Source organism: Xanthomonas sp. NCPPB 1826 (assembly GCF_056725285.1).
On sequence record NZ_CM161521.1, the window covers coordinates 268,602 to 281,344 of the forward strand.

The window sequence follows — 12,743 nt, forward strand, 5'->3', positions numbered from 1 at the left end:
ACGGCCAGGGCAATGACGCAAGTCACTGCCCGGCCATGTGCCTCGCATGCCGCGCCGGCTCAGCCGGCACGACACGCGACCGCGTGGCCGTCTCAGGCCAGCGCCGGCAGCCACAGCAGCAGGGCCGCGCCCAGCACGATGCGGTAGACCGCAAATACGGTGAAGCGGTGCTTCTTGATGTAGCCCAGCAGCCACTTCACCACTACAAAGCCGGTGATGGTCGCCGCCACGAAGGCCACCGCCACATCGGCCCAGTTCTCGCTGCCGAAGCCACCTTCCTTGTACATCTCCAACAGGGCATACCCGCTGGCCGCGAACATGGTCGGGATGCCCACCATGAACACGAAATCCGCCGCCGCCGAGCGCTTGCTCAGGCCCAGCAGCATGGCCAGGAAGATCGCCGAGGCCGAGCGCGAGGTGCCGGGGAACACGCCGGCGACGACCTGCGCCAGACCGACCGCGATGGCGACCTTCCAGGTCACCACATCGCGCTCGGGCAGCTTGCCGGCAAAGTGCTCGGCCACCAGCATCCACAGCCCGCCGATCAGCAACGCCCAGGCCACCGGCTGCACGGTTTCCGGCAGCTGCCAGCCGGCCTTGCGCACGATCAGCCCGACCACCGCGGTAACCAGGAAGGCCACGCCGATCTTGAGCACGTAGTCGCGGTTGTCGCGCTGGCCCAGGCCGGTGGCCAGGGTCCACAGCTTCTGCCGCAGCGCCAGGCAGATCGCCAGGATTGCGCCAGCCTGGATGACGATGTTGAAGAAGTCAGAACGGCGTCCGAGCCATTGTTCGGCGATCAGCAGGTGGCCGGTGCTGGAGATCGGCAGGAATTCGGTGAGGCCTTCGAGAATGCCCAACAGCAGGGCGGAAATCAGATCGGACATCGGACTGGAGAGGGGATGGGGGAGGCGTCAGGATAGTGCATTGCGGCATGCACCATATCGGTGCACCATGCGATTGCTTAGCACCTAAAGGGTGCTAGCTAGACGTGAGCGGCCTCAAGCGATGCAAGCAAAATCAAGGACTTGTGAAGATCCGGCGCTTGGCATGGTCCCTGCTGTAGTTCCGCTCACGAGCCACTTAACTCCTGCAGAGGTTTCTTCCGATGTCCGTGGAAAATGTTGAAAAGCTGATCAAGGACAACAAGGTCGAGTTTGTCGACCTGCGCTTCGTCGATATGCGTGGTGTACAGCAGCACATCACCTTCCCGGCCAACATCATCGAGCCGGCGCTGTTCGAAGAAGGCAAGATGTTCGACGGCAGCTCGATCGCGGGTTGGAAGGGCATCAACGAGTCGGACATGGTTCTGCTCCCGGACGCCGGCACTGCGTATCTGGATCCGTTCTTCGCCGATCCGACCATCGTGCTGACCTGCGACATCCTCGATCCGGCCACCATGCAGAGCTATGAGCGCGACCCGCGCGGCATCGCCAAGCGTGCCGAGGCCTACCTGAAGTCCTCCGGCACCGCCGACCAGGCGTTCTTCGGCCCGGAGCCGGAATTCTTCATCTTCGATTCGGTGCGCTTTGCCAACGACATGGGCCACACCTTCTTCCAGGTCGGCTCGGAAGAGGCTGCCTGGAACACCGGCGCCAAGTACGACGGCGGCAACAGCGGCTACCGTCCGGGCGTGAAGGGCGGCTACTTCCCGGTCCCGCCGACCGACACGCTGCACGACCTGCGCGCGGAAATGATCAAGACGCTGGAACAGGTCGGCATCGAGACCGAGGTGCACCACCACGAAGTGGCCACCGCCGGCCAGTGCGAGATCGGCACCAAGTTCAGCTCGCTGGTGCAGAAGGCCGACGAACTGCTGACGATGAAGTACATCATCAAGAACGTCGCCTACCGCAACGGAAAGACCGCGACCTTCATGCCCAAGCCCATCGTGGGCGACAACGGCTCGGGCATGCACGTGCACCAGTCGCTGACCAAGGGCGGCGTCAACCTGTTCTCCGGCGACGGCTACGGCGGCCTGTCGCAGATGGCGCTGTGGTACATCGGCGGCATCTTCAAGCACGCACGTGCGATCAACGCCTTCTCCAACTCCGGCACCAACAGCTACAAGCGCCTGGTCCCGGGCTTCGAGGCGCCGGTGATGCTGGCCTATTCGGCCCGCAACCGCTCGGCCTCGTGCCGCATTCCGTGGGTCACCAACCCGAAGGCGCGCCGTATCGAAATGCGCTTCCCCGATCCGTTGCAGTCCGGCTACCTGACCTTCACCGCGCTGATGATGGCCGGCCTGGACGGCATCAAGAACCAGATCGACCCGGGCGCGCCGAGCGACAAGGACCTGTACGACCTGCCGCCGGAAGAAGAGAAGCTGATCCCGCAGGTCTGCTCCAGCCTGGATCAGGCGCTGGAAGCGCTGGACAAGGACCGCGAGTTCCTCAAGGCCGGCGGTGTGATGAGCGACGACTTCATCGACGGTTACATCGCGCTGAAGATGCAGGAAGTGACCAAGTTCCGTGCTGCGACCCACCCGTTGGAGTACCAGCTGTACTACGGCAACTGAGTTCCACCGCGGTGATGGCGGAGGCCCCCCCTCCCACCTCCGCCATCGCCGCACATGTTTGATCGCTCCACGGCACCGGCCGGGGAGCGAAGGGGTATTGAGAGAGCACACAGTTCGCGACGCGCGGGCCTGACCTCTCCCACGGGGCGGATGCATCTGCATCGGCCGAGGTCTGCGTAATCGCGAACGCGCGGATGCCGGGGTTGGCATCCAGGTGAATGACACCGCCGGGCGGCGCAATGCCGGCCGGTCTTTTCCACCATTCGGGGTATGCGCATGAAATTGATCACCGCCATCATCCGGCCGTTCAAGCTCGACGAGGTCCGCGAGGCCCTGTCCGCAGCAGGCGTGTCGGGCATCACCGTGACCGAGGTCAAGGGTTTCGGGCGCCAGAAAGGCCACACCGAGCTGTACCGCGGCGCCGAGTACGTCGTCGATTTCCTGCCCAAGATCAAGATCGAGACGGTGGTGACCGACGACCGGCTGGACGCAGTGGTCGAGGCGATCCAGAACGCCGCCGGCACCGGCAAGATCGGCGACGGCAAGATCTTCGTGACCGCGATCGAGCAAGTCGTGCGCATCCGCACCGGCGAGATCGGCGCCGATGCGCTCTGAGTCCCCCACCCCCGGAGTTCTTATGAAGACAGCCCTTTTTGCCGGGTGGAAAGCCCGGTTCTACAGTGTCTGCATGCTGATGCTGTTCAGCGCGCTGGTGGTGGGCGGCATGGGCAGCGCGCACGCGCAGTCCACCCCGCAGGTCACCCCGCTGCCGACCGAGCCGGTCACCACCGAACCGCTGCCGTCGGCGCAGCCGCCCGCCGCACCGGTAGCCGCCGCCGAAGCCGCGCCGGTGGTGGAGAAGGGCGATGTCGCCTGGATGCTGACCTCCACGCTGCTGGTGCTGCTGATGGTGGTGCCGGGCCTGGCGTTGTTCTACGGCGGCATGGTGCGCGCCAAGAACGTGCTGTCGGTGCTGATCCAGGTCGCGGTGGTGTTCTCGCTGCTGACCATCCTGTGGGTGGTGTACGGCTACAGCCTGGCGTTCTCCGGCGAAGGCCCGTGGATCGGCAATCTGGACAAGGCGCTGCTCAAGGGCGTGACCATCGAGACGCTGGCAGCCACCTTCACCAAGGGTGTGAGCCTGCCGGAATACGTGTTCGTGGCGTTCCAGGCGACCTTTGCCGGCATCACCGGTGCGCTGATCGTCGGCGCCTTTGCCGAACGTGCCAAGTTTGCTGCGGTGCTGCTGTTCTCGGTGATCTGGTTCACCTTCGGCTACCTGCCGCTGGCGCACATGGTCTGGGCCACCGGCGGGTACCTGTTCGGCCTGGGCGCGCTGGATTTTGCCGGCGGCACCGTGGTGCACATCAACGCCGGTATCGCCGGCCTGGTCGGCGCCTACTTCGTCGGCAAGCGCGCCGGCCTGGGCCGCGAGGCGATCAAGCCGCACAACGTGACCCTGACCTTCGTCGGTGCCTCGCTGCTGTGGGTGGGCTGGTTCGGTTTCAACGCCGGCTCCAACCTGGAAGCCAATGCCGGTGCGGCGCTGGCCTTCCTCAACACCTTGCTGGCTACTGCCGCTGCCATCCTGGGCTGGTCGCTGACCGAGAAGATCATCAAGGGCAAGTCGTCCGCGCTGGGCGTGGCTTCGGGCATGGTCGCCGGCCTGGTCGGCATCACCCCGGCCTGTGGCACGGTGGGTCCGTTCGGTGCGATCGTCATCGGCCTGGCCGCCGGCGTGCTGTGCGTGTGGGGCGTCACCGGCCTGAAGCGCCTGCTGGGCGCCGACGACAGCCTGGACGTGTTCGGCGTGCATGGCCTGGGCGGCATCATCGGCGCCATCCTGACCGGCGTGTTCTCGGCGGCCTCGCTGGGCGGCCAGAAGGGCGGCGATTACGACATCGTGCATCAGGTCGGCATCCAGGCGCTGGGCGTGGGCATCACCCTGGTGTGGATCGGCGTGGTGTCGGTGGTGGGCTTCCTGGTCGCCAAGCTGGTGTTCGGCCTGCGCGTCACCGAAGAAGCCGAGCGCGAGGGCCTGGATATCACCTCGCACGGCGAAGCGGCATACGAGTCCTGAGCATGCACACCCGCGGCCACGCTCCGCGGGTGGCGCAACGACACGGCCGGAACAGCCGTGCCGGGTCCGTTTTCCCCGTTGCCCCATCGGGCGCGGACCAACTGCCGAGGTGCCTGCATGACCAGCCCCACGCTTGTGACTGTCGGCGCGGATGTCCGCTGGATCGGTGCGACCTGCTGCCGTCCGGCCCCGATTCCTTGCCTGCATGCTTCGTTCTGCGCGCCATATGCGCAGGCCGATCGTGCTTGCACTAAATTGGTGCAATGCTGATGTCGTCCATCCTCCCGTCGCTGGACAGCTTGGGCACACCGGTGGCCTGGGCCGACCGCGAGGGTCGCGTGCTGGGCGTCAATCCGGCCTTCGCGCGCTGGCTCGGGGTCAGTGCGCGGCGTCTGGTCGATCAACCGCTGGCCGCGCTGGAAGTGCAGGGCGATGCGCTGGCCCGTTTCCTGCTCAACGACGAGCGCGACGTGCTGCGCCTGCATCGGCTGGCATTGGGCCTGCCCAACGACGCGCCGCGCTTTGCCGAAGGCTGGCTGTCGCGGCTGGACGACGGCGGCTGGCTACTGGAAACCCACCCGGTCGACGAATTCCCCGCGCTGGATCCCACCCATGCGCTGCCCAATGCCCTGAGCGCCGCGCTCAAGGGCCTGGCGCACGAACTGCGCAATCCGCTGGCCGGGCTCAAGGGCGCGGCCCAGTTGCTGGCGCGGCGCTCGGCCGGGCGCGACGAGGACGAGCGCGAGCTGATCGAGCTGATCGGCACCGAGATCGAACGCCTCAATACCTTGCTCGAACGCCTGCTCTCGCCCACGCCGGCGCGCCCGCACGACCGCCTCAACATCCACGTCGTGCTCGAGCGTGTGCTGCGCCTGGCCGAGGCCGAGGGCGGCTGGTCGGTGCAGGTGCAGCGCGATTACGACCCCAGCATTCCCGACATCCTCGGCGATGGCGACCGCCTGACCCAGGCGGTGTGGAATCTGGTGCGCAATGCGTTCCAGGCCGGCGCCACGCGGGTGACCCTGCGCACCCGGGTCGAGCACGGCCAGCGCATCCGCGACCGCGTGCATGCGATGTCGCTGCGGCTGGAGATCATCGACGACGGCGGAGGTGTGCCGGAGGAACTGGCCGAGCACCTGTTCCTGCCGCTGGTCAGCGGCCGCGCCGAAGGCAGCGGCCTGGGCCTGGCGCTGGCCCAGCAGGTCTCGCGCGAGCACCACGGCACGCTGACCTACCGCTCGCGGCCGGGACATACCGTTTTCACCCTGCTGTTGCCCGAGCTGGCCGGCGATCACGACAAGGAGCATCTGCATGGCTGAGGCCGCCGCCGCATCCCACCACATCTGGGTGGTCGACGACGACCGTTCGGTCCGCTTCGTGCTGTCCACCGCCTTGCGCGATGCCGGCTACGCCGTGGATGGCTTCGAAAGTGCCGCCGCCGCACTGCAGGCACTGGCCATGCGGCCCACCCCGGATCTGCTGTTCACCGACGTGCGCATGCCCGGCGAAGACGGCCTGAGCCTGCTCGACAAGCTCAAGTCCAGGCACCCGCAACTGCCGGTGATCGTGATGTCGGCCTACACCGACGTGGCCAGTACCGCCGGCGCCTTCCGCGGCGGCGCGCACGAGTTCCTGTCCAAGCCCTTCGATCTGGACGATGCGGTGGCCTTGGCCGCACGCGCGCTGCCGGATGCCGATGCCGGTGTCGAGGAGATCATCGGGACGCCCTTTGCAGAAGGCTCGGCCTCGCTGATCGGCGACACCCCGGCGATGCAGGCGCTGTTCCGCGCGATCGGCCGGCTGGCGCAGGCACCGCTGTCGGTGCTGATCAACGGCGAGACCGGCACCGGCAAGGAACTGGTGGCGCGCGCGCTGCATAACGAATCGCCGCGCGCGCGCAAGCCCTTCGTCGCGCTCAACACCGCCGCCATCCCCGCGGAACTGCTGGAAAGCGAGTTGTTCGGCCACGAAACCGGCGCCTTCACCGGCGCCACCAAACGCCATATCGGCCGCTTCGAACAGGCCGACGGCGGCACGCTGTTCCTGGACGAAATCGGCGACATGCCGCTGCCGCTGCAGACCCGCCTGCTGCGCGTGCTGGCCGAGAACGAATTCTTCCGTGTCGGTGGGCGCGAGTTGATCCGCGTCGATGTACGCGTGATCGCCGCCACCCACCAGGACCTGGAGGCGCTGGTGGAACAAGGCCGCTTCCGTGCCGACCTGTTGCATCGCCTGGACGTGGTACGCCTGCAATTGCCGCCGCTGCGCGAGCGCCGCGGCGATATCGCGCAGCTGGCCGAGAATTTCCTGGCCATGGCCGGGCGCAAGCTCGACATGCTGCCCAAGCGGCTGTCCTCGGCCGCGCTGGAACAACTCCGCCAATACGATTGGCCCGGCAACGTGCGCGAGCTGGAAAACGTCTGCTGGCGCCTGGCGGCCCTGGCCACTGCCGACATCATCGACGTGGTCGACGTGAAATCGGCACTGGCGCGCGGCGGCCGCCGCCAGCGTGCCGGCCGCGGCGACGGGCAATGGGACGAGATGCTCTCCAGCTGGGCCGCGCAACGCCTGAGCGAAAATGCCCAGGGGCTGCACGCCGAAGCCCGCGAACGCCTGGACAAGACCCTGCTCGAAGCCGCCCTGCAACTCACCCAGGGCCGCCGTGCCGAAGCCGCCGCCCGACTGGGTCTGGGCCGCAACACCGTCACCCGCAAACTCGGCCCGGGCCGCAAACGCCGCTGATCTGAATCTAAGCCCCTCTCCCATGGGAGAGGGGTTGGGGTGAGGGTCCCTGTGCCGATGGAAGCGCTGCTGCACGCGCATCTATTGCAACGATGCCTTGATCGAGCTGAGGCTGCCGACATTGCCCGCGGCAAGCGTTACTGAGTGGCACGCCGCCGCATCCTTGCTCTCGATGACGCCATCGCAGTTCTAACGTGCCGACGCCATCGTCCAAGCAGCTCACGACACGTGTACTCGGCGCCTCGCACACCATCCCAACAACCCGCGTCCCATCGACCCGCACCTCCAGCAGCCCGAGCATCCACACCAACCCCGTAAACTCCTGTGCTGCCAGCGGCGCATTTCATGACATGTGAACATGCGCCCGCATAGGTTTTCAGCCTGATCAGGAGAACAGCTCGATGCGTTACCGGTCGTCCACGATCGTTGCCCTCACCGCGCTGGCGCTTGCCGCCTGCAGCAGCACGCCACCGCCACCGCCTCCGCCACCACCGCCCCCGGCGGCGCGCGTGGTGCCCGTGCGTCCGGTCCAGCAGGCCGAAGCGGCGCTGGCATCGGCGTCGGGCAGCCTGGTCAGCGGTCGGGTGGTGCTGGTCCCCGCGCTGCAAGGTATCCGCATCACCGGCACGGTTGGTGGCCTGCGCCCGGGCGGCGTGGCCGGTTTCCATGTGCACGAACGCGGCGATTGCAGCGCCGCCGACGCCAGCAGTGCCGGTGCGCATTTCAATCCGACCGGTGCGGCGCATGGACGTGCCGGCAACACTCCCCACCACGCCGGCGACATGGACAACCTGCGTGCCGATGCCGAAGGTGTCGCGCATCTGGACATGATCGTTGCCGGCATCACCCTGGGCGATGCCGCGCCTACCGACGTGGTCGGCAAGTCGCTGGTGGTGCATGCCGATGCCGACGACTATCGCAGCCAACCCAGCGGCAATGCCGGCGCACGTCTGGCCTGCGGCGTCATCCGCGTCACCCAGTGGCGCACACCCCCTTCGCAGCCCTGAGTCGGGGCACCCCTGGCTGCAGCTGCGGCCTTTCTACAGGAGTTTTCTCATGCGCATTCTTCCAACGACGTTGTTCCTGGCCACCGCGCTGGTGCTGACCGCGTGCAAGCGCGACGAACCTGCTCCGGCCGATCCTGCACCCGCACCGCAGGCCGGCGCAGCGGCTGAAGCGGCGCATGGCGGCGAGCACGCCGCGTCCATGGTCACCGAAGCGACAGCCACCACCACCGCCACCGCCGAGCTCAAGCCGACCAAGGGCAGCGACGTCAAAGGCACGGTGAGCTTCAAGATCGTCGACGGCGCGCTGCGCGTCACCGGCCAGCTCAGTGGCCTCAAGCCCGACAGTGAACACGGCTTCCATATCCACGAAAAGGGCGATTGCAGTGCACCGGACGGCAGCAGCGCCGGCGGCCACTTCAACCCGGCCCAATCGGACCATGGCGCCGTCAGTGCCGACCCGCACCACGGCGGCGACATGCCCAACATCAAGGCCGATGCGCAGGGCAATGCCAGCATCGATGGCCCGGTGTCGAGCAACGTCAATCTGGGCAAGGCCGACCAGTTCGATATCGCCGGCCACGCGGTGATCGTGCATGCCGATGCGGACGACTACAAAACCCAGCCCACCGGCAACGCCGGCGGCCGTCTGGCCTGCGGTGTGATCACCACCGATAACGCGCCAGCTGCAGCCAAGTAAGCAGGACAGGCCAGCTGTCAGGCAAAACGCCGCGGTGATCGATCACCGCGGCGTTGTTGTTTGTGGGCTGCGGTGGGGGAGCGATCCGGTCATGCATGGCGCGGGCGCGCAGCGCATCTGGTACGCCGCATGTCGCGCGCTGCATGCTTCCTGTTGAATTGTCGGTACATCTCGAACCGTCGATACACCGCACACCGGGTACACCGCACAGGCGACCAACGTCGTTGGCTTGTTGGCTTGCGCAAGATCCGCGTCATCGGCACTCAATAATTCGGCCACAGCCCCGGCGTCGCCAGCTCCAGCAGATGCGCATCCGGATCGCGGAAGTAGAGGCTGTGCCCGCCGCCCGGCCACTGCGTGCGGCCCTCGATGGGCACGTCGCAGGCCTGCAGATGTGCCTCCCATCCGGCCAGCGCATCACTGGCGATGGCCAGCGCGTAATGCGCGCGGCCGCTGCCATCGTGCGGCGGAATCGTGCCGCCCGGCAGCGTGACCGTGGTGGCGGTGCTGCCTTGCAGGAACAGCAGCAACACCTGCCCGGGCGCGATTGCGTACGCGGCCATGCGCGCGTCGCGATACATTGCTGCCAATCCCAGTACGCGGGCATAGAACGCGCAGGCGCGCTCCAGATCTGCCACATACACGCCGGTTTCCAGTACGCCCTGCAACGCCGGCGCCGTGGACGCCGGCGTCTGGCTCACGCGGCCAGTGCCTGGCGCGGATCCTGGCCCGGTTCCACATGCACGTACAGTACCGGCAGGCCGTGCGCTTCCAGCACTGCGGCCATCTGCCGCTGACGCGAAAGGAATTGTTCATAGACGCCGCGCAGGCGCTCGCAATTCTCGCGGTCGTGCGCGTAGTAATCGCACCAGCCGGCCGGGTCGAACAGCGCGATGCGCACTTCGCCATCGACATAGCGCAGCACCGGCTCGGGCGGCTGTTCCAGCCACTCTTCGGTATGCGGCGCCAGCAGGGCAGCTTCGATCAGCGGCCACAACGGGGCCAGGCCCTGGTTGTCGTACTGCATCGAAATCATCGCCGCCAGATCGTTCGCGGTGAGATACCGCGCGTGTTCGATGCGTGCGCCGAAGCTTTCCTGCGCCAGCAGCGCGGTATCGGCCTGCGCCATGCCCTGGGCCAGTAGCACTTCTTCCATCGCATCGGCCACCGTCGCCACAATCTGCGGATCGCCGGAGAGCAGGAACGGCAGCACGCGCAGGCCGCCGCCGGTCAGCTGTGCGTCGGCCTGGAAGGGCAGGGGGATCTCGCCCTGCGCATCGGCGCCGAACGCCAGCACGCGCGGGCCCTGATCGCGCCCGGGCGCGCGCGCATGCAGCTCGTCCAGCCGGCGGTGCAGCGGCCAGCCCGGCCGCAGCACTTCGGCTGGGTCGAAGTGCGCCATTGCCACGCTGAGCTCGAGCTCGCGGACTTCGGGGATCCACTGCGCCAGGTCGCGGCCGATGCGTTCGGCCAGCATGCCGGCCTGCTCGGGCGCCAGGGCGCCGCGCTCGGGGGCGGTGCCGCCCGTCAATTCCAGCGCCATCACACCCATGGCGGTCACGCCGTGTTCGGTCTTGCTCATGATTCGCGGTTGGCCCATCACGGGGTCGAAGCTACACTGCGGCCATTATGCCTGCCGGCCCTGTGCAGGCCATGTCCCCGAGTCCTCCATGCCAGGTCAACCGATGCCCGCAGCCCGTCCCGTCGCCATTCTGGGCGGCGTCCGTATTCCGTTCTGTCGTCAGAACACCGCTTACGCGGACGTGGGCAACCTGGGCATGTCGGTGCGCACGCTGGGCGCGCTGGTCGAGCGCTTCGGGCTGCACGGGCAGCAACTGGGCGAAGTGGCGATGGGGGCGGTGATCAAGCACTCCTCGGACTGGAATCTGGCGCGCGAGGCGGCGCTGTCGTCCGGGTTGTCGCCGCTGACGCCGGGCATCACCCTGCAGCGTGCCTGCGGCACCAGCCTGGATTCGGTGATCACCATCGCCAACAAGATCGCGCTGGGCCAGATCGATTCGGGCATCGGCGGCGGCTCGGACACCACCTCGGAAGTGCCGATCGTCTACGGCAAGAAGCTGCGCGCGCGGCTGATGGCCGCCAACCGCGCCAAGGCCACCGGCGACAAGCTCAAGGCCCTGCTGCGCGGCTTCAAGCTGAGCGAGCTCAAGCCCGAATTCCCCGGCGTGGCCGAGCCGCGCACCGGCAAGAGCATGGGCGACCACTGCGAGGACATGGCCAAGGAATGGAACATCTCGCGTGACTCGCAGGACGAATGGGCGGTGTCCTCGCACCACAAGCTGGCTGCCGCCTATGAGCGCGGCTTCTTCGACAGCCTGATCGCGCCGTTCCGCGGCGTCTCGCGCGACAACATCCTGCGCGCCGACACCTCGCTGGAAAAGCTGGCCACGCTGCGCCCGGCCTTCGACAAGACCTCCGGCCGCGGCACGTTGACCGCGGCCAATTCCACCCCGCTCACCGATGGCGCGGCCGCGGTGCTGCTGTCCAGCGAAGCCTGGGCGCTGGCGCATGGCCACACCCCGATGGCCTATCTGCGCGATGCGCAGGTGGCGGCAGTGGATTTCGTGCATGGCGAAGGCCTGTTGATGGCGCCGACCATCGCGGTACCGCAGATGCTGGCGCGTCAGGGCCTGACCCTGCAGGACTTCGACATCTACGAAATCCACGAGGCCTTCGCCGCGCAGGTGCTGTGCACGCTGCGCGCCTGGGAAAGCGAGGATTACTGCCGCAATCGCCTGGGGCTGGAAGCGCCGCTCGGGCGTATCGACCCGGACAAGATCAACCCGCTGGGTTCGTCGCTGGCCACCGGCCACCCCTTCGCCGCCACCGGCGCGCGCGTGGTGGCCACTGCCGCCAAGCAGCTGGAAGAACGCGGCGGCGGCCGTGCGTTGATTTCGATCTGCACCGCCGGCGGCATGGGCGTGGTGGCCATCGTCGAGCGCTGACGCTGCTGCGCAGCGTGGGATTGGGCATTCGGCATTGAGGATTCGCAAAGCAGCTGCGGACTCCTGATTTTACGAATCCCCAATTCCAAATCCCGAATCCCCAACCTGCAAGGACGCATGGATGTCGAACGTTGATTCACGCGAGCCCCCTACGCTTTATCTACCTCCGACGCACGGCGCCGTGTGGCGCGAGGGCGATGTACTGGTGTGCACGCCGGGCGCCGATCTGCCGCCGCGTTGCGTCAAGTGCAATGCGCCGGCGGACATCTCGCCGCGCCGCTACATCTTCCATTGGCATCACCCGGCGATCTATCTGGCCCTATTGATGGGGGTGCTGCCGTATCTGATCCTGGCCATCGTGCTGCGCAAGCGCAGTGCGCACCTGCTGAGCCTGTGCGAGTGGCATGAGCGCCGCCGCGTGCAGTGTGTCGCCATCGCGATGGCGTCGATCGTGCCGTTGCTGGTGGGGGTGCTGTGGATCGGTAGCGCGACCGGCTGGCTGACCGGTGCCGGTGTGATGGCGGTGATGCTGTTGATCGGCAGACGCGGTTCGCGCGTGTTGTCGGCGCAATCGGTTGATCACGAGCAGGCTCGTTATCTCGGTGCCTGTGACGCGTTTTTGCGGCATTGCCGGCGCCGCCCCGGGAATCGCGCGATTGGTGATCTGCGCCGCTGCGTTTGCAGATACCTTCGTAACGTCCATGCGTTGCCATCCCTGCAGGTGTGATGACAG

General features: G+C 67.1%; 12 protein-coding genes. 9 read left to right on the forward strand and 3 right to left on the reverse strand.

Annotated features, from left to right (window positions below; all coding sequences use genetic code 11):
• Nucleotides 1-92 precede the first annotated feature (92 nt).
• Complete coding sequence (locus AC1PLA_RS01110; protein WP_016903412.1) at nucleotides 93-887, reverse strand: undecaprenyl-diphosphate phosphatase; 795 nt, start codon at nucleotides 885-887, stop codon at nucleotides 93-95.
• 221 nt (nucleotides 888-1,108) lie between these two features.
• Between AC1PLA_RS01110 and glnA the strand changes: the two genes are divergently transcribed.
• The 7 genes from glnA to AC1PLA_RS01145 all read left to right on the forward strand — a co-directional run bounded on the left by glnA (nucleotide 1,109) and on the right by AC1PLA_RS01145 (nucleotide 9,044).
• On the forward strand, nucleotides 1,109-2,518 hold the full coding sequence (glnA, locus tag AC1PLA_RS01115) for a type I glutamate--ammonia ligase (RefSeq protein WP_016903411.1): 1,410 nt from the start codon (nucleotides 1,109-1,111) through the stop codon (nucleotides 2,516-2,518).
• A gap of 276 nt (nucleotides 2,519-2,794) precedes the next feature.
• On the forward strand, nucleotides 2,795-3,133 hold the full coding sequence (locus tag AC1PLA_RS01120; RefSeq protein ID WP_002808480.1) for a P-II family nitrogen regulator: 339 nt from the start codon (nucleotides 2,795-2,797) through the stop codon (nucleotides 3,131-3,133).
• 22 nt (nucleotides 3,134-3,155) lie between these two features.
• Nucleotides 3,156-4,598, forward strand: a complete 1,443-nt coding sequence (locus AC1PLA_RS01125) for an ammonium transporter (RefSeq protein ID WP_024940499.1) — start codon at nucleotides 3,156-3,158, stop codon at nucleotides 4,596-4,598.
• A gap of 263 nt (nucleotides 4,599-4,861) precedes the next feature.
• Nucleotides 4,862-5,917 (forward strand): two-component system sensor histidine kinase NtrB, encoded by a 1,056-nt coding sequence (locus AC1PLA_RS01130; protein ID WP_016903409.1) that lies wholly within the window; start codon nucleotides 4,862-4,864, stop codon nucleotides 5,915-5,917.
• A complete protein-coding gene (gene ntrC, locus AC1PLA_RS01135; RefSeq protein WP_481105401.1) occupies nucleotides 5,910-7,340 on the forward strand; it encodes a nitrogen regulation protein NR(I) in 1,431 nt (476 codons plus the stop codon). The genes AC1PLA_RS01130 and ntrC overlap by 8 nt, the downstream gene beginning before the upstream one ends.
• A 401-nt stretch (nucleotides 7,341-7,741) precedes the next feature.
• The gene (locus tag AC1PLA_RS01140) at nucleotides 7,742-8,347 is read left to right on the forward strand and encodes a superoxide dismutase family protein (RefSeq protein ID WP_481105402.1); all 606 of its coding nucleotides are present in this window, start codon (nucleotides 7,742-7,744) and stop codon (nucleotides 8,345-8,347) included.
• A gap of 49 nt (nucleotides 8,348-8,396) precedes the next feature.
• Nucleotides 8,397-9,044, forward strand: a complete 648-nt coding sequence (locus AC1PLA_RS01145; RefSeq protein ID WP_065049999.1) for a superoxide dismutase family protein — start codon at nucleotides 8,397-8,399, stop codon at nucleotides 9,042-9,044.
• Between the two features lie 263 nt (nucleotides 9,045-9,307).
• On the opposite strand, the gene AC1PLA_RS01150 is transcribed toward AC1PLA_RS01145, so the two are convergent.
• Both AC1PLA_RS01150 and AC1PLA_RS01155 read right to left on the reverse strand, forming a co-directional pair.
• Nucleotides 9,308-9,745, reverse strand: a complete 438-nt coding sequence (locus AC1PLA_RS01150; protein ID WP_481105403.1) for a VOC family protein — start codon at nucleotides 9,743-9,745, stop codon at nucleotides 9,308-9,310.
• Nucleotides 9,742-10,626, reverse strand: coding sequence for a hypothetical protein (locus AC1PLA_RS01155; protein WP_039513967.1), 885 nt, complete (start codon nucleotides 10,624-10,626; stop codon nucleotides 9,742-9,744). Before AC1PLA_RS01155 ends, AC1PLA_RS01150 begins: the two co-directional genes overlap by 4 nt.
• An 88-nt stretch (nucleotides 10,627-10,714) precedes the next feature.
• Between AC1PLA_RS01155 and AC1PLA_RS01160 the strand changes: the two genes are divergently transcribed.
• On the forward strand, nucleotides 10,715-12,010 hold the full coding sequence (locus AC1PLA_RS01160) for an acetyl-CoA C-acetyltransferase (RefSeq protein WP_104554644.1): 1,296 nt from the start codon (nucleotides 10,715-10,717) through the stop codon (nucleotides 12,008-12,010).
• Nucleotides 12,011-12,131: 121 nt separating this feature from the next.
• Nucleotides 12,132-12,737 carry a hypothetical protein gene (locus AC1PLA_RS01165; RefSeq protein ID WP_260214636.1) on the forward strand — a complete coding sequence of 202 codons (606 nt, stop codon included), beginning with the start codon at nucleotides 12,132-12,134 and terminating at the stop codon, nucleotides 12,735-12,737.
• Nucleotides 12,738-12,743 lie beyond the last annotated feature (6 nt).